The organism is Brevibacillus sp. AG (assembly GCF_028369215.1).
Taxonomy (GTDB): domain Bacteria; phylum Bacillota; class Bacilli; order Brevibacillales; family Brevibacillaceae; genus Brevibacillus; species Brevibacillus porteri.
In genome coordinates this window covers 164,212-184,610 of record NZ_JAQMYO010000006.1, presented here as the reverse complement: position 1 = coordinate 184,610, position 20,399 = coordinate 164,212, and the positions used below count along the sequence as shown (strand labels likewise).

General features: G+C 48.9%; 18 protein-coding genes and 2 riboswitches. Of the genes, 7 read left to right on the top strand and 11 right to left on the bottom strand.

The features are described 5' to 3' along the window. Positions 1–13: 13 nt before the first annotated feature. The 8 genes from POF51_RS17150 to POF51_RS17115 form a co-directional block, all read right to left on the bottom strand. Positions 14–166, bottom strand: coding sequence for a hypothetical protein (locus tag POF51_RS17150; protein WP_017251452.1), 153 nt, complete (start codon positions 164–166; stop codon positions 14–16). A gap of 132 nt (positions 167–298) precedes the next feature. Beyond that, positions 299–1,483 (bottom strand): MFS transporter, encoded by a 1,185-nt coding sequence (locus POF51_RS17145; RefSeq protein WP_069848831.1) that lies wholly within the window; start codon positions 1,481–1,483, stop codon positions 299–301. Positions 1,484–1,511: 28 nt separating this feature from the next. Continuing rightward, positions 1,512–3,596 (bottom strand): ABC transporter ATP-binding protein, encoded by a 2,085-nt coding sequence (locus tag POF51_RS17140; protein WP_069848834.1) that lies wholly within the window; start codon positions 3,594–3,596, stop codon positions 1,512–1,514. A 19-nt stretch (positions 3,597–3,615) separates the two neighbouring features. Continuing rightward, positions 3,616–5,358, bottom strand: coding sequence for an ABC transporter ATP-binding protein (locus POF51_RS17135; RefSeq protein ID WP_069848836.1), 1,743 nt, complete (start codon positions 5,356–5,358; stop codon positions 3,616–3,618). 138 nt (positions 5,359–5,496) lie between these two features. Beyond that, entirely contained in the window at positions 5,497–6,069 is a 573-nt protein-coding gene (locus POF51_RS17130) for a GNAT family N-acetyltransferase (protein WP_069848838.1), read from the bottom strand. Positions 6,070–6,169: 100 nt separating this feature from the next. Continuing rightward, entirely contained in the window at positions 6,170–7,210 is a 1,041-nt protein-coding gene (mtnA, locus tag POF51_RS17125; protein ID WP_017251457.1) for an S-methyl-5-thioribose-1-phosphate isomerase, read from the bottom strand. Then, positions 7,207–8,436 carry an S-methyl-5-thioribose kinase gene (gene mtnK / locus POF51_RS17120; protein WP_069848840.1) on the bottom strand — a complete coding sequence of 410 codons (1,230 nt, stop codon included), beginning with the start codon at positions 8,434–8,436 and terminating at the stop codon, positions 7,207–7,209. The genes mtnA and mtnK overlap by 4 nt, the downstream gene beginning before the upstream one ends. 135 nt (positions 8,437–8,571) lie before the next feature. Continuing rightward, positions 8,572–8,717: riboswitch (SAM riboswitch) on the bottom strand. 96 nt (positions 8,718–8,813) lie between these two features. Continuing rightward, positions 8,814–8,963, bottom strand: a complete 150-nt coding sequence (locus tag POF51_RS17115) for an anti-sigma factor C-terminal domain-containing protein (RefSeq protein ID WP_244521778.1) — start codon at positions 8,961–8,963, stop codon at positions 8,814–8,816. A gap of 303 nt (positions 8,964–9,266) precedes the next feature. Beyond that, positions 9,267–9,443: riboswitch (SAM riboswitch) on the top strand. An 86-nt stretch (positions 9,444–9,529) separates the two neighbouring features. Between POF51_RS17115 and POF51_RS17110 the strand changes: the two genes are divergently transcribed. From POF51_RS17110 to POF51_RS17095, 4 genes are read left to right on the top strand one after another with little or no spacing between them, the layout of a single operon-like run. Next, positions 9,530–10,744: a 2,3-diketo-5-methylthiopentyl-1-phosphate enolase gene (locus POF51_RS17110; protein WP_069848842.1), complete on the top strand. Its 1,215-nt coding sequence runs from the start codon at positions 9,530–9,532 to the stop codon at positions 10,742–10,744. Continuing rightward, on the top strand, positions 10,741–11,409 hold the full coding sequence (locus tag POF51_RS17105; protein WP_069848844.1) for a 2-hydroxy-3-keto-5-methylthiopentenyl-1-phosphate phosphatase: 669 nt from the start codon (positions 10,741–10,743) through the stop codon (positions 11,407–11,409). The genes POF51_RS17110 and POF51_RS17105 overlap by 4 nt, the downstream gene beginning before the upstream one ends. Before the next feature lie 3 nt (positions 11,410–11,412). Then, positions 11,413–12,069 (top strand): methylthioribulose 1-phosphate dehydratase, encoded by a 657-nt coding sequence (locus POF51_RS17100; protein ID WP_069848847.1) that lies wholly within the window; start codon positions 11,413–11,415, stop codon positions 12,067–12,069. A gap of 13 nt (positions 12,070–12,082) precedes the next feature. Beyond that, entirely contained in the window at positions 12,083–12,595 is a 513-nt protein-coding gene (locus POF51_RS17095; RefSeq protein ID WP_017251464.1) for a 1,2-dihydroxy-3-keto-5-methylthiopentene dioxygenase, read from the top strand. Between the two features lie 52 nt (positions 12,596–12,647). Here the strand turns inward: POF51_RS17095 and POF51_RS17090 are convergent, their stop codons facing one another. From POF51_RS17090 to POF51_RS17080, 3 genes are read right to left on the bottom strand one after another with little or no spacing between them, the layout of a single operon-like run. Then, positions 12,648–13,763, bottom strand: a complete 1,116-nt coding sequence (locus tag POF51_RS17090) for a Ger(x)C family spore germination protein (protein WP_069848849.1) — start codon at positions 13,761–13,763, stop codon at positions 12,648–12,650. After that, positions 13,760–14,860: a GerAB/ArcD/ProY family transporter gene (locus POF51_RS17085; RefSeq protein ID WP_069848852.1), complete on the bottom strand. Its 1,101-nt coding sequence runs from the start codon at positions 14,858–14,860 to the stop codon at positions 13,760–13,762. The genes POF51_RS17090 and POF51_RS17085 overlap by 4 nt, the downstream gene beginning before the upstream one ends. After that, positions 14,860–16,404 carry a spore germination protein gene (locus POF51_RS17080; protein ID WP_069848854.1) on the bottom strand — a complete coding sequence of 515 codons (1,545 nt, stop codon included), beginning with the start codon at positions 16,402–16,404 and terminating at the stop codon, positions 14,860–14,862. The genes POF51_RS17085 and POF51_RS17080 overlap by 1 nt, the downstream gene beginning before the upstream one ends. 64 nt (positions 16,405–16,468) lie before the next feature. On the opposite strand from POF51_RS17080, the gene POF51_RS17075 reads away from it, so the two are divergent. Genes POF51_RS17075 through POF51_RS17065 form a run of 3 tightly spaced genes read left to right on the top strand, consistent with a single transcriptional unit; the run spans position 16,469 to position 20,301 of the window. After that, on the top strand, positions 16,469–17,653 hold the full coding sequence (locus tag POF51_RS17075) for an endospore germination permease (protein WP_083261666.1): 1,185 nt from the start codon (positions 16,469–16,471) through the stop codon (positions 17,651–17,653). Next, positions 17,640–19,148, top strand: a complete 1,509-nt coding sequence (locus tag POF51_RS17070) for a spore germination protein (RefSeq protein WP_069848856.1) — start codon at positions 17,640–17,642, stop codon at positions 19,146–19,148. Before POF51_RS17075 ends, POF51_RS17070 begins: the two co-directional genes overlap by 14 nt. A gap of 1 nt (position 19,149) precedes the next feature. Next, complete coding sequence (locus POF51_RS17065) at positions 19,150–20,301, top strand: Ger(x)C family spore germination protein (protein WP_069848857.1); 1,152 nt, start codon at positions 19,150–19,152, stop codon at positions 20,299–20,301. The last annotated feature ends 98 nt before the right edge of the window (positions 20,302–20,399 follow it).

Genomic DNA, 20,399 nt, shown 5'->3' with positions numbered 1-20,399 from the left:
CACAAGGGCAAAGCTATGGCTGCGAAGTTGCATTTGTAGTGGCAGGTGCAGGTGCAGACGGTGTCGGAGCCTGGCCGTCATCTGAGAAAAACGGGATGATTACCAGACTGAGCACGAAAAATAAGATCCAGGCAATGCCTCTTCTGAAAATGCATGGTGTCAGCATCGGGTAACCCCTTCCAATCATGCTGTTCTACTTACTATTCATACGCTTCCCTCCTTGATGCCCGTTTATGCTTTTTTGGGCAAAAAAATAAAAGCCTCGCCAAAAGCTTGGCGAAGCTTATCCATCCTTGTTTTACCCCTGTTTTTGCAAGGGCATCGAATACGTCTGTTCTTGGGTTGCCTTTTGTTTGAAAAACAGGCAAGCTGCCGCGAAAACAATGAGCAGCGATCCCATCAGCCAAAAGATCGTCCACGGCTCCCACACGTCCATCAGCAGGCCATTCACATTCGGAGCCAAAATACTGGCGACACCAAAATTGACGCCCGCGATAATTCCTGCGGTAGGAACCATCGATGCTGGTAAAATATCTGCCGAAAAAGCCAAACCTAACGAGTAAAAGGAACCGACAGCCGCTCCAGCTATAGCCAACAACAGCATCATCAGCCATACGTTTTCACCTGCAAACGGGAACAGGAAGAAGGCCAATCCCCCTACAAGCGCACACGCGAGCATGACCTGCTTGCGACCTATACGGTCACTCAATGCCCCCAGCGGCATCTGCAAAATAATACTTCCCACGACAAACGACGGAAGGATCAAGGAAACCCATTCAACAGACAAGCCAGTACGCAAGGCATAAACGGGAAAACTGCCGTTGAGTGACGTCTCCATGAATCCGAACAAAAACGAAGGAATCAGCGCCAGCCAAGCAAGTCGCAAAACAAATGCGTATTTGTTTTGCTTCTTTTCCGTTTGTTCGATCTGTGCAGGGAACTCATTTTTGATCCGGGATAATAATAAGAAGGCAATCAGATACAGAACGAGCAAGCCGCCAAATGGTACCCAAATCCCCAAATGGAGCACGCTTAAGCCTAATGGACCAATACTAAAGCCCACGCCATATGCCAGCCCGTAAATGGAAAGATCGCGTCCTCGATTCTCGGGGGCTGCGATCTTGGTCACCCACATTTGGCTGGCGTAATGTAAACCACTATCGCCCACTCCCATCAGTAAACGTAATACGAACCAGACCGCCAAATGGCTGAACATCGGGATGAGCGCTGTTGCGATCGTCACCAGCAGCAACCCCCATAATATTGTGGATCGGTATCCAATGCGCCGCAGTGGGATTTCCAAAAATGGATTGACCATGACCATCCCAATATACAAGGCGGCGGCGTTGAGTCCGTTCATCACGGATGAAACACCTTGTTTTTCCAATAAAACCGTCAGCATCGGGATCGTCAAGCCTTGGCTTAACCCCGCAATGCCGACAACCAAAATCAACACCCAAAAGGTGTAACGTGACTGTGACATGGTGTTGTTTCTCCTTCCTAGCTCCCTACTAAGCACTCTCTACGGAAGCACTCCCCTGTTGAAGCTGATACATTTTTTGATAAAGACCATTTTTCACCATGAGTTCATCATGTGTACCTCGCTCCATGATTTCTCCACGGGACAAAACAAGAATCTGGTCGGCGTGCTGAATCGTCGACAAGCGATGGGCAATGATGAATGTCGTCCTACCTTTTGATAGTACATGCAACGCTTCCTGAATGGCTAGCTCTGTTTCACTGTCAATGCTTGCCGTTGCTTCATCCAAGATCAGCATCGCGGGATCAGCAGCCAATGCACGTGCAAAAGAGATCAGTTGGCGTTGGCCTGCCGATAGCGTCATGCCTCGCTCTACGACTGGTTCGTCATAACTGCTCGGCAGCTTGGAAATGAATTCGTCAGCACGTACAGCTTTTGCCGCCCGCTTCACTTCTTCATCCGTAATCGTATCGTTGTACATGCGAATATTGAATCCAATGCTTCCCGTAAACAAGAACGGGTCCTGCAAAACCAGTCCGACATGACTGCGCAGCGAGTGCGTATCAATCTGTCTCATATCTTGCCCGTCGATCAAAATGCTCCCTTTCGTCACCGGATAGAACCCGAGCAGCAAATTCATCAAAGAGCTTTTTCCCGATCCAGTGTGCCCTACCAGTGCAATCGTCTGACCAGGCTGCGCCGTAAAGGAGACGTTTTTTAAGACGTAATCGTCACCCTGATAAGCAAAAGATACGCTATCAAAAACAACCTCTCCACGCGGGCGCTCGATTTGTGCACCAGCTTCTTTCTTCTCCGTGGTCTCATCCATAATTTCGAAGACGCGCCCCGCCGAAATGGTCGCCTGCTGCATTTGTGACAACCGATTCATGATCATGTTGATCGGCTCGAAAAAACGCCCCATGTAATCAACAAAAGCAAAAAGCGCACCAAAGGAAATCGCACTGTGGAAGGAACTCGAGCCGTAATACCAGACGATCAGGGTCAAGGAAATTTTCCAGATCAGATCTACCGCTGGGCGCAAAAGCAAGGATTCGAGATTGATTTCTTTCATCCGCACCTTGAAGTAGTCTTCATTTACATCAGCAAACTCCTTTTGCACACCTTTCTCCCGACGAAAAGCCTGCACGATCGTCATGTTCTGGATCATTTCATTGATCGTTGTATTCATATCACCGAGCTTCGCTCGAATCACCGCATAGTAGCGAGAGCTGTACTTTTGATACACGTAGACTAACAGTACGAGCACTGGCACCGTCAAAAAGCAGAAGAGAGCGAGCTCAGGCTGCAAGATGTAGAGCGCGATCAAGATTCCGATCAAATAAAGACCATTCTGCACAAACGTCGCGAGTACACTCACATACAGCTCACGAATGGCTTCTGTATCATTGCTCACACGGGAGACAAGCGCACCCACTGGCGTTTTGTCAAAAAAGGCAACCGGGAGCTTTTGCAAATGGATAAACAGCTTCATCCGCATTTGCTGAATGATGCGCTGCGCGATCTTTTGCAGCCACAAAATCTGGACGTAATTGAATCCTGCTGAGAGCAAGATCAGTGCTCCATAACCTGCGGACAGCCAGACAATAGGCAGGACATCCCCCTGATACATCTCCTTGACTTCCTCAACGGTCAGCCGAATGCCTGTGGAGGTCATCTTTTGACCTGATTGATCCTTCGTTGTTACCTCGAAGCGTTCCCTGCCGTTTTCTGGCGTAATCGGGGTGAATTGCTTCTCCGTGTTTGGATTCACCTTGCCGGAAACCAAGTAATAGGTCGTGCCTTCTGTCAGCACGGTTCCTTCTTTTTGACGGATACTATCCAAAGCAATACCCGTCTTTGCTGCGACATCTTCACGAATATAGTTCGTACCGTTCAGTGAGGCGACCTGCCCCGATGCTTGTGGTGGCACTTCGTCCAGTTGATACCAAGGCTTTTGGATCGCTAGGATGTGATTATCAATGATGACCTTGGCTAAAAAAGGACCCGCCAACTCTGCACTCGTTCCCAGCAAGAGCAGGAACAGCGCTCCCAGTATTTGCTTTTGAAATGGCCTGGCGTACTCGGTCAAACGCCCCCATACATTTTCTTTGCTCATGAAACGCTTTCCCCCTCTCTCAACCAGCCACATCCTGTTCCATTTGCTGACGACGGTACTGTTCTGCATACCAGCCGTTGCGCTGCATCAGCTCGTCATGTGTCCCCCGCTCGACGATCTGCCCCTCATCCAGCACGAGAATCAGTTGTGCATGCTGTACGGCAGACAGACGATGAGCGGTAATAATCGTCGTTTTATCTGCGCGCTCCTGTCTCAGATGACGCAGGATACTCTCCTCGGTCCGCGCATCCACAGCCGATAAAGAATCGTCGAGAATCAAGATACCCGCATCCATCAAAAGAGCGCGTGCAATGGAAATGCGCTGTTTTTGCCCACCGGAGAGGGTGACCCCCTTCTCTCCAACCATGGTTTGCAATCCATCTCTGAATTGCGCCAGATCTCTCTTCATCTCCGCAAGCTCCAAAGCATGCATCACGTCTTCGGTCGTCGCTTGTGGTTTCCCGAATGTAACATTTTCTGCAATCGTCCGTGAGAACAGCAAATGCTCCTGAGGCACATAGCCGATTTTTTCTCGCAGCGTATCGAAAGCAAGTCCCTCAATCGGGATGCCCCCGATAAACAGAGCTTGTTCCTTCATCTGATATTGATGCAATAAAGCACGGCATAGCGTCGACTTGCCGCTTCCTGTCCGTCCGACAATCCCAAGCGTCTCTCCTTCACCCAAACGAAACGAGATGTCGGTGAGTGCCTGCTTGTCAGTCTCCGGATACGTAAAGGAAAAATGGCGTGCTTCTACGGTATTGGCGATTTGGCTCGTGACCGGATTCGCTGCCTCCGCCACATCTGGCTGCTCCACCATTAGCTCTGTAAAACGCTTGTGGGAAGCACCACCGCGCTGCAACACATTGACTAGCCAACCAAAGGCGAACATCGGCCAAATTAAAAGTCCCAAGTATAAATTGAACGCAACCAAATCCCCTAAGGAGATGACGCTGGTGAACACCAAATACGTCCCATAGCCCAGCCCGATCAAAAAGCTGAAGCCAATAATAATCGCGATTGTCGGCTCGAACAGGGCGTCGATCCGCGAAACGCTCACATTTCGCTCCAACGTTTTTTCACTGACCCGGCGATATGCCTCGATATCGGCCTTTTCCTGAACAAATGCTCTCAATACCCGAACGCCCGATACGGATTGTTGAACATGATCATTCATCTCTCCGAAGGCTTCCTGCGCTAAGTAAAAGCGCTCATGCAGCAACCTTCCATAGTACGCCGTTGACCAAGCCAAAAACGGCATCGGGATCAGTGCAGCCAGTGTCAGCTTCCAATCAATCGCGGTCACCATGACGCCCAGCGTTAACAAGGTCATGAACAGCGCATCGACAAGCGTAAGCACCCCTGTACTAGCTGTTTGTTCAATGGCAGGAATGTCGTTGGTAGCGACGGCCATCAGATCCCCACTGCGTTTGCGATGAAAAAACGACGGGGTCATTCTCGTCAAATGGGCAAACAGTCGCTCGCGCAACGTCCTCTCCAGTATCAGGGCCCCCCCATTTAACAAGAACCGCCAGAGAAACCGCAATCCATACAAGCTAACACCCAAAACGAGCAAGATGACCACTGTTTGCGTCAAGTCAGCGTTTGTCAGGGAACTGTTGCGAATCGAATCCACCGTGTCCCCGATTAATTTCGGCGGCCAAAGCATGAGGACATCAATAATAAACAACACAGAGATTCCAATGACGTACCGTTTCCAATAGGCACGGAAAAACCAAGATAATTGCCGTAGTGTCTGCATGTAAATCACCTCTATTTATTCATACCTAACAGCACGACTAAAAAAGGGCTTGCGAATCACACGCAGCCCTCTTGATCTGTCTTCACCATCGTAATTTACAGAATTTTCATTGTCAATCGAAGCATACAGTTCAATCTACTATTTTTTATCGGTTTTCCAGTCAAGCCATTCCTCTTTTAGCAGGCTGTAAGTGGCATGATCCACGTAATGATCGTAAAGGAATTCATTCCGGCGGAGTATCCCTTCCAGTTGAAACCCTAATCGTTCTGGAATCGATCTGCTCTTATCGTTTTCCGTAGCAGCCTGAATCGTTACTTTTTCCAAATCCCATGACCCGAAGATCAATACGTCCAAGTAGGTCGCCACTGCTTCTGTCATCAGGCCTTTGCCTTGAAATTGTGAACCCAGCCAGTAGCCAATAGACGTCTTTTTGTTGATCCAATCCACCGTATGTACGCCGACTGTACCAGCCAGACGTCCTTGGTACCAAATGCCGTAGTTGATGCCGCGATTATCGTTGTACTGATGGATCGTCGCTTGGATGAATTGGCGAGAATCCTCTACCTTCTTCGTATAATTCAGCCACGGCAGCCATTCCATAAGATTCTCCCGGTTCGAATCCGTAAGCAAAAATAACTCCTCAGCATCTGCTAATTCTAATTGTTTCAAGTATGTATCTTCATTGATTGCTATCCGTTGAATCGTTTGCATACGAATCTCCCCTTTTCTTGGATATTTTACTGGAAAACGCCAGAATGAGCAAAAAAGCGCCCGCCAGTAACAACAGGGCGAACGCTTATCAATCATTCATTTATGGTTTGCTATTGCCGATCTCTTCCGGCTTGAAAATGCCTGTCTCCGTGACGATCGCTGTAATGTACTTCGCAGGCGTTACATCGAACGCAGGATTGTACACCTTAATATCGTCTGGAGCTACCTGTTTGCCCAAGCCATGGGTAATTTCCTCGGCTGGTCGCTCTTCAATCGGAATATCTGCGCCTGTCGGAGTGTCCAGATCGACGGAGGACAAAGGAGCTGCCACGTAAAAAGGAATGCCGTGAGCTTTTGCCAATACCGCTACCCCATACGTACCAATTTTGTTGGCGACATCGCCATTCGCTGCTACGCGGTCTGTACCCACGATGACAGCCTCTACTTTACCTTGGGACATAACCATCGCCGCCATGTTGTCGCAGATCAGCGTCACATCAATCCCTGCTTGCTGCAATTCAAATGCAGTAAGACGAGCGCCTTGCAGGACAGGACGGGTTTCGTCCGCGTACACCTTCAGGTTCCAGCCGCGTTCCTTTGCCAAATAAAATGGAGCGGTAGCCGTACCGTACGCTGCTGTAGCCAATGCGCCTGGATTACAGTGCGTGAGAATTCCCATACCGTCATGCAACAGAGTGAGCAGATGCTCTCCAATGGTCCGGCATACTTCAGCGTCTTCCTTTTGAATCGTCAGTGCTTCATCGAGCACAGCCGCCTTCAACTCGGCAATCGACGCTCCGCTTTCTTTTTCAACACGAGCTTTGATGCGATCCAACGCCCAGAACAGATTCACGGCTGTCGGACGGGAAGAGCCCAGGTAGTCTGCCTGCTGGTTCAGTTCCTGCCAAAACTCGTCGTAGTTACTCGCTTCACTGCCACGAATACCAAGGTAGAGCCCGTAAGCCGCCGCCATGCCAATCGCCGGTGCGCCTCGTACTTCCAAGCGACGAATGGAACCCCATACTTGCTCGGAGGTAGTCAAGTTCAAATAGATCGTTTCTACTGGCAGACGCGTCTGGTCTAGCAAGACCAATGCGTCATTCTCCCACTTAACAGGTGCCAATTGGGTGCTGGTTGTCATACTGTTGTAGCCTCCTGATAGTAACGTTCGGTCACAGTGCGTACGATGTCCGTGATATCTGTCGATTCGTCGATGCCGCCGCGACCAAGAATCAGCGCTTCTCCAATCGAGAGAGCCAGACGCTCTGCTTCTGCGCGAGTCTGGTCGTCTTCAATGGCATTCAGGTCCGCTACGCCTGCCAAGCCGATGACACGGCGCAAGATTTTGCATCCGGCATAGCCTGCTGTATCCTGAATCAAGCGCTTCACGTAGCTTTGCCACAGTCCCTCGACATGGGCGCTGCGCTCTTTGGCTTGCTTGTGCCAGAGCTGAACGAATTGCGAAACGAATTCATTCCAGACATCCTCGACCGTTTCCAGTAAGTATTCGCGGTACGCTTCCCGTTCTCCTTGATCTTTTTGCAAACCGTGCTGTCCTGCGTAGTTGAGCAATAGATTGGCAATGACCGCCCCGATGTCAAAACCGATTGGACCGTAGTAAGCGAACTCTGGATCGATTGCTTTCAAGCTGTTTTCCGTGATGAAAATACTTCCCGTATGCAAGTCACCATGCAGCAGCGCTTCCGAGCGCGTAAGGAAATCGTATTTCAGCTTGGCGATTTCCAGCTTCAGCGGCCTGTTGTTCCAGATCGCCTCGACTTCCCGGCGAATCAACGGGTTGAAGTCGTTGGTAGGCGCATTTTCATACGGATCGGTAAAGACGAGATCTTCCGTGATTTTGCATAATTCTGGATTTATGAATGTTCCGACTAGCGCTTTTTTATCGTACGGATGCGCGCCCAGATCGGAGGTGAAGAACAAGGTTTGCGCGAGAAAACGACCAATTTGCTTCGCGAATAGTGGGTACCGCTTTCCTTCGATCAGACCTTTACGCATGATGATGTGGTCCCCGACGTTTTCCATGACAGTCAACGCAAGTTCCCCATCGAAATGATACACCTGCGGCACCAAGTCTGGAACGTATTTGTGCTGAATGCGGAGTGCCTCGCTCTCGATACGAGCCCGATCAATCGTAAGTGGCCAAGATTCTCCCACGACGCGGGCAAAAGGCAGTGCTTGTTTGACAATGACGCTCTTACCGGTTGCCAGCTCCTGAATGTCAAAAACCAGATTGAGATTGCCATCCCCGATTTCACGGCTGGTCAGCTCTGCTCCTTCGCTAAAAAGACCTGGTATTCCTTTTACGTACTCCACTGCTTCCTGTTCAGTCAATGCGCGATATGCCATGATTCCAAAACTCCCCTCTACGTATTTTTCCTCTATCTCTACTTGTTTTGTTTGAGTACCTGGAGCAATAAAAAGACCTCTTTTCCCGAAGAAAAGAGGTCGCTGTCGTCACGTGTAAGAACCGTGTTGATGTCCCCCTTATCTTCCAGACTACTTTTGTTTCTGCAGGAATTAGCACCGTGCATGTCGCCTGTCAATCAGTCGCTTCCTCGCGTCTGAATGGCGTCATGTCGGTTGCCGGGTATCATCGGGCCAGTCCCTCCACCTTCTCTGGATAAGGTATCCAAAACGTATTCGGTTTTTGATTTAGTTTGAATCATACAACCAACGCTTCCGCGATGTCAACACCCTTTTGTGCAAAAATTCGCACCTTGCTATCAGTAGCTGTATTGTGTTACCGATGCCGCAGGTCGCTCCCAATTCCACCAGTCTACCTTGCCTAGAAACGCTGCTGTTATCGACTTTTCGGCCTTGAGCTTCAGCAGTTCTTTGGTAGGTCCGGTGAGGACGGCTCTGTAGATTCGCACTCCGTTTTAAACAGCCAAGGCCGTACTTTTTCCCCACGGTAGTCGTCCAAGGAAGAGTAGGCGCGACAAAAGGTTTCCTGTGTCAGCCGGAAAAGATAGCGGTAAATATCGTTTACATGCAGCCGGTACACATACTCCAGACCTACTTTCCCAAGCCGTTCACACCCCTTCATCCCTTACCACGAAGGAAGTGCCAAATAGTTTCACCTTCGTCTTATTTTTCTGATAACCTGCTGCACATTCACTGCAAAAACAAGGATTGACTCCTGACAATGAACGTCATATCATGGGGGAAACGAATAACTCTTATCGCGAGCTGGCTGAGGGACTGGCCCTATGATGCCCGGCAACCGGCGCTATACCATGAATCGTACGCGGATGATGCGTACCTTGGATAGCGAAACGGTGCTAATTCCAACGGATAAGAGTCGAGATAGAGCCTCTTTGGCTCGTTTCGGCTACTGACCCGAGAGATGAGAGGAGACGAGACGCTTTCATAGTCGACAACCGCCTCCCCGCTCAATGGGGAGGCTTTTTTTAATCATTCAAGGAGGATGAGACGTACCATGAGTGAACAACGTATCCTCGTCACCTATCTCACACAAGCAAAAGACTTGAACAAGAAAGCGCAAGCCATTGCTGTCGGCATGACAGTCGGTTCCTGGACGGACCTGCCGCTTGCCAAGCAAGCTGAGCTAACGCCGTATCTTGGTGAAGCCGTGAGTGCGACACCGCTTGCGACACTGGAAAACGGAGAAACACGCGGTTTGATTACCGTCAGCTATCCGACCCGCAATTTTACAGCAGACATTCCATCCTTGTTGACCGGAATATTCGGCAAACTGTCGATGGATGGCAAAATTAAGCTCGTCGACATCGTTTTCCCTGACTCATTCCTTCAGGCTTTTCCTGGACCGAAGTTCGGCATTGATGGTCTGCGCGAACGTTTAGGAGCACATAACCGTCCACTCTTGATGAGCATTTTCAAATCGTGCCTGGGTCTTCCTTTCGATGACCTGAAGACGCAATTTCGGGCACAAGCCTTGGGCGGAGTCGATCTGGTGAAAGATGACGAAATCTTCTTTGCAGATGACCGCGCTCCTTTTATCGAACGGATCAAAGCATTCAAACAGATCGCCCAAGAGACAGAAGCCGAAACAGGCAAGCCCGTCCTTTATGCAGCCAACCTGACTGGACCAGTGCATGAGCTGAACGAAAAAGCGAAACGTGCGGTAGATGCAGGTGCTGACTGCCTCTTGTTCAATGTGCTGGCCTTTGGATTCGATGCCCTGCACCGTTTGGCAGCCGATCCCGATGTACACGTACCGATCATGGCGCATCCAGCATTGGCAGGCGCTTACTATCCATCACCTGACTACGGTATCGCCACCCCGCTTCTGCTCGGAACGTTGATGCGCGTAGCTGGTGCAGATCTGGTACTCTTCCCATCTCCATATGGCAACGTCGCCTTGGACAAGACAGAAGCGTTACAGCTCGCCAAGCATTTGACCGACCCACTGAATGGTGTACGCCGTTCCTTCCCGGTTCCATCTGCCGGCATTCATCCTGGGCTGGTTCCACAGCTTTATCAAGACTTTGGTCTAGATCAAATTGTCAATGCAGGTGGCGGAATCCACGGTCATCCCGGTGGAGCAACCGCAGGAGCGAAAGCATTCGTCGCCGCGATTGAGGCTGTCACCGCAGGCCGAACACTGGAAGAGGCTGCCGCGGAATCACAAGAACTGGCGATCGCCCTGGAAAAGTGGGGTGGTGCACGATGAGCAAGAAGCTCGTCCTGTTCTGCGATTTCGACGGAACGATTACCGAAAAAGACAACATTGTAGCGATTGTCCGCAAGTTTGCTCCCCCTGAGTGGGAAGCCTTGACGGAGCAAATCCTTTCGCAAAAAATAAGCGTTCAAGAAGGGGTAGGTAAGCTGTTTCAACTCTTGCCCTCCTCCTTGCGCCAGGACATTATCGATTTCATTGTCCAAGAAGCGACGATTCGCCCGGGATTTGCTGAATTCGTGAGCTATTGCCGCGAAGAAGGCATTGAGCTGTTGATCACGAGTGGTGGCATCGACTTTTTCCTGGAGCCTATCCTGGCACCTTTCGATCTTACCGATGTACCGATCTACTGCAATGGCAGTGATTTCAGCGGAGAGCGCATCACCATTACATGGCCCAACGCGTGCGATGAGCATTGCACGAACGGCTGCGGCATGTGCAAGACGACAATCATCCGCCGTTACGATCCAGCAACCCATTTCCGCATCGTCATCGGCGACTCCATCACTGATTTGGCTGGAGCCAAAATCGCAGACTATGTGATTGCCCGTCACTTCCTCGCTGACAAGGCGGAAGAGCTGCAATTGCCGCATAGCAAGTTTGCTACGTTCCACGATGTGATTCGCATTTTACAGCAAGTCCAACAGGAGGTCGTCTAATTCATGACTGCAACACTCGAACAACGTCTGGATGCCTTTCGCCGTCTGGATGACGCCAAGCTGACATTTGCCCGCCGGGACTGGTTTCCCGGCACCAGTGGCAATCTCTCCATAAAAATACAAAACGATCCCTTGCAATTTGCCGTAACGGCAAGCGGCAAAGACAAAACCAAGCTGTCTCCCGAAGATTATCTGGTCGTAGATCAAGACTCGCGTCCGGTGGATGAAACTACGCTCAAGCCTTCCGCGGAAACGCTCATCCACGCCGTCGTCTACAAATCGTTCCCGAAGGCGGGTGCTTGCTTCCACGTCCATACTGTGTGGAACAACCTTATTTCCGAGCTGTACTTTGGACAACGAGCCTTCTCCATTCAAGGACAAGAGCTGATCAAGGGACTCGGAATCTGGGAAGAAAACGCGCGCATTACTGTTCCGATTGTTGAGAACTTTGCCGATATTCCGACCTTGGCTACCGAAATTGAAAAAGTGATCACACCAGAAGTTCCCGGTGTACTCATCCGTAACCACGGTATCTACACGTGGGGCGGCAATGACTTCGAGGCCAAGCGCCACCTGGAAGCTTTTGAATTCCTATTCGAGTATCACGCCCGCTGGCTGCAATTGCGCCAAGCAGTCGTGTCCACTACAACCACCAATTAAGGAGGAATAAACGATGGCACAAATTCGTTTTCACGACAACAATGAGTACATCTCAGCACCCGAGGAAGTTGTCTCCTTCCTGGACACCCAAGAGATCATTTACGAAAAATGGGGCGTGGATCGTCTTGATCCGAAGCACCGTGATAACTACAGCCCGACAGACGAGGAAAAACAAGAGATTCTCGACACCTTCAAGCCGGAAATCGATGCGATCAGCCAACGTCGCGGTTACTTGACAGCGGACATTATCGTCCTCTCTGACAAAACGCCTAACCTCGACGAGCTGTTGGTGAAATTCAAGGGCGAGCATCACCACACAGACGATGAGTGCCGCTTTTGCGTCGATGGTCACGGTATTTTCGCCATCAAAGGCAAAGATGATCGCTACTTCGACGTCGAGCTGGAGCCAGGCGATCTGATCTCCGTACCACCGAACTACCGCCACTACTTCACCCTGATGGACGACCGCAAAATCAAGGCGATTCGCCTGTTCGTCACTCCTGCAGGCTGGGAAGCGATCTATTAATAACGAACCCCTTGGCATTTACTGATTGCCAGGGGGTTTTGTCTTTCACCCTTCACTTTATGACGCCATTTCCCTTAATCGATACGTCAGGCTTGATTTCAACTGTGGCATTGGAAAAGGCTTTCGTCCAATCATCCTCTACCTTTTTGTATTCCTTATATTCATAGGCACGCGCATAGAGACCAAACCCAAATGGGTCTACACCGATTTCCTGGCATTTCTTGATTAACTTCGTGTAATCCTTCTGTAACTCGTCACTGATCATTCGCTCCATCTTTTTGTAGTCCTTTTTCATGTCGAACGGAAACATTCGCTCCGATATAGACACTCGCAATTTGAAATGAACGTCAAAATGAAACCGACCGTTCTGATAGGATGTTTTCACTTTTTTTTGGACGCCTTTGATAAAAAAACTGATCCTGTCTTTCACAATTTGATTGTGTTCGTTCGGCTCTTTAATCGGGATGGTGACAGACAGTTCCCCTTGTTTTTCATGGAGCAACATTTGCAAAAGAATCGTATCCCGCGGTTCTATCGAGCCTGCGTACGTTCCATTTTCTTTTAACAAAGCCGTCCCCATTACCTTGACCGCCTTCTTTTCTTTCTTCAACTCAGTCAGGGAAGGCGTCATCCCTTTTTCATACATTTGCCGATGGAGCTCCTGCGCCCTCGTCTTTACCGTCAGATTTCTGTTATTGGCTGTGTCAATCAGCGTTGTTACATGAATGGACAGACGAGGCTTGTCCTTTGGTTTAAAATCAAACAACTCATGCAACGGACCATCAAGCACAGCCATGCGGGCGTTGACACTGAACTTTGCATCCCGAAAAACGACATCCAGCAACCGAAACCAGTCCGGGTGAGCCAGCAGCTTTTTCCCCATTACAAGCACCTGAATCTTGCCTGGCTGGGTCAAGCCTGTCACTCGCTCATCAAAGCCCATTCTCGCCTCTCTAATTGTAGATGACCGGATACCGTATTGCTCAGATTTTTCCTTTGCCTCCCGATTGAACACGGGGCTTGAGATAAAATAGAGAAGCTCGTTTTTTTCGTTCAAATCGATTCCGAGCATCAGCGTTAAAGTAGTATCCTCCAAATTGATCTGGTCCTTGCATCCTGCCAACATGATTACCAGGAAGCTACATAACAGAATCTGAAATGCCCTCATGCTTTTTTCCCACCTTCTGCTCGTTTCGATAGCCTGATCGGTCCCCAAGCCAGTAACGGAAGCGCATAAGCAAAGAACAATCCTGTATAGCTCCAAATTTGTGACGCTTTCTTCAGATCGATAAAGGATGGCGTATATAACCATAGCGCCACTGGAACCAAAAGAAGGAACAGACGCAAATGCTTGCGGTGATCCTTCATGCCGAATAACTGACTGGATGAAAAGACACAAAAATAGATGTACGGAGATGCAGTTGTTGACAATATAAACAAATAACTAGAGAGAAATAGAATATCGACACGTTCCAAAAAACGGAACTCGATGGCTTTCCATAGATTGAGCGTAGGCCATGTATACTCCTTGATTTCATCGGGGCTAAAATAAGTAAAGCAAACGATGATGACAGATATATACACAAGCATCGTCAATGTATTCGCAATGACAATGCCGAGAGACGCATATTGCTTTTTTTGCAAAAAAGGGTAGGCGAAATAACCAAATTCAAATCCAAGAAATGAGAGCACCGTGGATTTGCTCGCTTCCCATATTGGGTGCCAGCCCTCCTTAATTACTGGCAGCAAGTTTAACCAATGAACCTCTCGGTAAGCTGTCGTGAGAACAAAAGGTATCCAAAGTGTAAGATAGAACACGAGCTCGGCGTACCTTCCAATCGCGCGAACCCCTCCCTGGATAACCAGATAGGTCGGCAGAGCAAAAAGGAATACGACGACATAGGCCGGTGTCTGAGACAGGAGCCACACATTAATGATTCCCGTGGCATTTATCAGCAAAACGAACGCCGCTATCCCACAATAAATGGACATCAAAGCAATAGCGACACGACCGAGCCACTTGCCCAAGATCAATGGAAATATATCGATAATCGTCTTCTCCGGGTACTGCTTCATCATGTTCGTGATGATGAGACTGACTAACGTTGCCGCAAGCCATCCGATCAAAAGCGATATCCATCCATCGGTGCTCGCCTTCTCCGCCAATTCTCTGGGAATCGTCAATACTCCGATCCCTACTTGTGCCCCATGAATGAGGAGAATGTACTGGAGAACGCTCAATTGGTTGTACGTATACTTTTTCATCACCCGTCCTCCCTTGGCCGATTATCCCCCTGCCTTTGCTCCTCAATCGTGTGGGCTGACAGGGGACGATCTTTCATTTTCCATAGTGGCAGGCGGATAAACAAATCTTTCCAATCTCCGAAACGCACAGGGGAAAGAGGGCTTCCATAAGGAACACCTAATGATTCCAGCGTAATCAAATGGCCAATCAGTGTCATTAATCCCACTATAATTCCAACGAACCCAAACATCGCAGCAAGTATCATCATCAAAAATCGAATTAGCCTGACTGCCGAGGCCATATCGTAGTTCGGGATAATAAACGATGAGATCGCTGTAAACGCAACGACGATCACCATAATGTTGCTCACAATCCCCGCTTGTACGACCGCTTGACCGATCACGATACCCCCTACGATACCGACTGTTTGTCCGATAGGCGCTGGCAAGCGAATTCCCGATTCCCGAAGCATTTCCAATGTGAGCTCCATAATGAATGCCTCTAACAGGGGAGGGAATGGAACCTTTTCGCGGGACTCTCCGACTGACAAAATCAAATCGAGTGGGATCACCTCATAATTGAAAGAAATCACCGCAATATAAATCGCAGGCAAAAAAGTAGCAATCAAGAAAGCCAAGTACCGAAGCAATCGGATGAACGTAGCGACAGGCCAGCGCGTACCGTAATCGTCAACATTTTGAAAAAAGGAAACGAAAGTAGCCGGACCGATTAATACGCTTGGAGAGCGATCGACAACGACAGCAATCTTCCCTTGCAAGATATGAGAGGCAACTGTATCTGGCCGTTCTGAAGTCAAAAACTGCGGAAACAGAGAGTAAGGATTATCCTCGATATACTCCTCCAGTTCGGACGCATTGAGAATCGAGTCAACCTTGATGCTCTTGAGCCGATCTTCCAACTCCTGTAATATTTCTGGATTCGCCACATCAGCCAAATAGATGATCGAGAGCTTGGTAAGGCCTCGTTCTCCTAACCACATTTCTTTTATTTTCATTTCACGGTTGGGAATATAGCGGCGAATGAGGGCAATGTTCTGCGTGTCCGTTTCGACAAACCCTTGGTGTCCGCCCTTCAGCGCAGCCTCCAACTGCGGGTCTTCTATCGCCCGCTGCGGCCATCCATTCGCTTCAATCACAAGCACTTCTTTTCGACCCTCGATAAATAAAAGACTGCTCCCAAGCAAAATCTCAGTTTCTACTTTCCGAAAGTCGTAGGCAACTGATACCTTTCCGACAGATAACAGGTCAAAAATACTCGATTTCTCACCCGCTGGATGTGACAAAAGTGGACGAAGCACATTGTTGTTAATCGAGTTTTTGTCAACCAAGCCGTTCAAGTAGACGAGTGTAACCATGCCCTCTATATGCTGACAAGCAAACGTCCGAATGACCAAATCAGGTGTCAGCGTGAAAATCGCATTCAGCTCCGCAAGGTTATCACTTAATCGCTCACTGATCTCCCGAACACGGATAGGCTCACTCGAGTGGCTCATCCTGTCTTTGACAGATGTCTTTTTTCTTCTCAGCCACCCTCTCATCGCCATCTCCTACAGCTCCCGCCCTTTTCCGAAGTATGTTCCATTAGCGTTCGTGAGAGCTTCCCAAAATATGCATGAGACTTGGCACATTCTGCCGCTCGATCGAATAAATCCCAACGCCCTGCAAATACTGTTGGGAGTACGAGATTACTTTGGCGGGGAAATCATGAAAAACGGATTATCTTTTACACAAATCGTCGTCATGCTGCTTTTAACTAACGGATTGATGAACCATGTCATCGTCATTCCGTTGATGCTAGATTCGGCCAAAAGAGACTCCTGGATCTCGGTATTGTTAGCTGGGCTGCTTTACTTGTTGTGGACTGGTTTACTCTATTCGGTCTATAAAAAAACAGAGAATGAGCATCTGTTTTACTGGATCAAAAAAACGTACGGCTTCCCGCTTTATTTCGTATTGGCGCTGCTGACATGTGTCTACTGCTTTACAATCGCCACCATGACGATGACCGATACGATTACGTGGGTCAATTTATCGTTTGCTCCAGAGACACCGCTGGAGGTACATACGATCTTGTTTGCAGTCCTTTGTCTCGTCAACGCGATGTTTGGAATCCGCTCCATCGCAATGACCTCTTCTGTACTTTTGCCATTCGTCGTCCTTTTGGGATTTTTCGTGATGTCTACTAACTTTCCAAACAAAGATTACAGTCTGCTCCTCCCTATGATGGAAAACGGGATTGCCCCTGTTTTACGAGGAATGATGTATGCGGGCACAGGCTTTGTCGAACTGATCCTCCTGTTATGTATGCAGCATCACCTTCAATCGAGAGTGCCGTACTATCAACTTTTCATTTTGGCGTTTGTCATGATTGGCCTCACATTCGGGCCAACCTTAGGTGCTATTGTAGAATTCGGTCCGGATAAAGCCGGAAAATTGCGCTATCCTGCCTATGAGGAATGGCGACTCGCCAATATTGGCCTATATATCGAGCATCTCGATACCCTGAGCATATACCAATGGTTTAGCGGTGCCTTTACGCGCATTTCTCTCTCGCTTTTGCTGATTGTCGAAATACTGATGATTCCGTATGGAAAGAAACGGATTTGGTGGTTAATCGGGCTCTTTTTCTTCTCATCTGCCCTCTCCCGCTATCCCATAAGTGCGATCCAATTTTACAGCCTGTTATCGAAACAGCTTTTGCCCAGTCTTTTCGTACTGGCCCTGTCTCTTTCCATCGTTTTTGCTCTCTTGACAGCCTTCGCCTCTAGGAGGAAACAACATGACGAATCGTAGGTTTGCCAAGGTCAAAGGGTACACGCCAGCAACAACCGTTAAAGAATTGCCTTCGATTTCGCTACAGGCATTTCGAGATTTGTTTGAAGACTGCAATGACATATACATAGATACGCACTCCCTCGGCCCAGGACACTCTCCCACTCGCGTGCATTTTATCTACGCCGACTGCATGTGCGATTTGAACCAGATCAGCGAGTATTTGATGCCGCAGCTCGTGCAGCTTTTTGTGAACGAAGACATCCTAGATGCTGAGGATTTATTTGAAAAACGGCTCTTTTTCATGAATGAGCTGACACAGCCGACGAATGTTGATTGGATATGCAGACACGTTTTCTCCGGAAATTTGTTGATGATGTTTGAAGACTTTCATACTGCCTATTATGTAGAGACGGGAAATCCCCCCCGACGCGAACCTGAGGAAACCAATACCGACGCATCGATTAGCGGCCCGCGCGATGGATTTACGGAAGAAATCAATACGAATCTGGGTCTGATCCGCAAAAGGCTTCGGACGTATCAACTAAAATTCGTCCCGTATATCGTCGGGAGCCATACACATACGCGCATTGGTTTATTGTATTTGCAAGACCAAATCGATCCGATTTTGTTGAAGGAAATTCACGACAGAATGGATTCGCTTGATAGCAAGGGCATTGTAAGCGGTATGCAAGTAGAAGAACGGTTATCTCGATCCCCCTTTACTCTTTTGCCAGAATTTCAGTACACCGGAAGGCCCGATTATGTAGTGAACGCTCTTTTAAAAGGTCGATTTGCCATATTGATCGATGGCTCACCTATTTCATTAATTGGCCCGGTTAACTTTTTCATGCTGCTAAACGCTGCCGAGGATACCAGCTCATCTGTTTTTTCCGTAGTGTTTGTCCGTATTCTGCGGATGGCCTGCGTGATCATTGCGCTCTTTTTACCCGGCCTTTGGGTCGCGCTTATTACCTATCATCAGGAACAGCTTCCCTACACCTTGATTGCCACCATTGTGAAGTCGCGACAAGGCGTTCCGTTGCCAGCTGCACTGGAAGTTTTGCTCATGGTGCTCTTGTTTGATTTGTTTAAAGAGGCTGGTTTGCGCCTTCCTCTATCGATTGGTCAAACACTGTCCGTTGTTGGAGGCCTGATCGTTGGACAAGCAGCGATATCGGCCGGTTTGACCTCTACAGGCAGTCTTGTCATTGTCGCGCTTTCCGTAATGGCTACCTTTACGTTATCGAATCAACATATCGTCTCGTCTGTTACCCTGTTTCGGTTCGGGATATTGCTCTTATGCTCCCTTCTCGGGATGTTTGGCTTCATGATGTCGCTTCTAGCAATGGTTCTATTCTTTTCCAACATGCGCTCCTTTGGCTTGTACTATTTGTCGCCGCTTGCCCCGACCTCTTGGCCTGACTTGTATAAAACACTGTTCCGTACACCATGGCGAAAAGTAGAGAAAAGCCCTGAATTCCTGCATGATCCCTCGAAAAGGAAGGGCTCCTGATATGGCTCGCATCCGTGTAATGGCCGTCATCCTCCTCCTCCCGCTCCTGCTAAGTGGCTGCTGGAACGCACGTGAAATTGAAAATCTGCTTTATGTCAATGCACTTGGGGTCGATTATGTTGACAATAAATTCGAGGTGTACGCCCAATTGCTGAGCTTCTCTACCATCGCCAAACAAGAAGCGGGAGGAGAACGATCTGCAAGCGGGGTGGCCATTGCAAAAGGAAGCGGCGATTCTTTTGTGAGCGCCCTTTTTAGTCTGTATCCCACGAATCAGGAGCAAATGACTTGGAGTCATATTCGTTCCTTGGTTCTCAGTGAACAGATATTGAAACGCCCGCTTCTCGATCAAGTCATCGATGAGCTCGACCGGTTTTACGAATTTCGTTACACCATCTGGACGTATGTGACCAAAGAACCACTGATGGATATTCTTACGCCCAAGCAAGTATTCAACCAGCCTGCCATTTACTCGCAATTGTCCAATCCACAGGATCTTCACAAGCAAAACTCGGCGATTTATCCGATGAAGCTGTTTCAATTTGTCAGGAAAAGAGATGAACCCAACAAGGTCGTCTATTTGCCAATGCTCTCCATTAACAGAAAGACCTGGTCGGAGGACAACAAACCTTTGCCCCAGCTTAAAACAACCGGTGCCTGCATGCTGCAAAACAAGGAGGTCAAGGGTTGCTGGCCGCGCTCTGAGCTGCTCGGATTGCGCTGGCTAGACGAGCATACCAATCGATCGTTACTGACCGTAAAAAAGGGCAAACAACCTCTGGCAAATCTCGTCCTGCAAAAACCAAAAGTAAAGATACAGCCGCTGCTGCGAGACAATCAAGTCTCGTTTCAGATCGATGTGGAGCTGCTGGGCTTCATACCGCTATACCATCACATAAGCCCCGTTCGGGAAATCGAGAAAGAAGCCGCGAAAAAAATCGAAGAGGAGATTCGGGGGCTATACGAAAAAGGACGGAAGCAACAGATGGACACGCTTCAACTGGGGCACACCCTTTATCGCAAATATCCGGAAGAATGGAAACGAATGCAGCAAAATGAAACGCTACCGCTTAACCCGTCCTCTCTGGAGGCGGTGAACGTCAAAGTAACGATTTTCGATGGCGGGATTTCGAAGGTGAAGCAAGAGCGTTGAATGGGAAAGGAGCAAAGCGTGAGCTTTGCTCTTCTAACTGTCTAGAAAGTCTTGGGAACTAGCGGGGAAAGGGCTATTCCCTCAAAGTGGAATAGCCC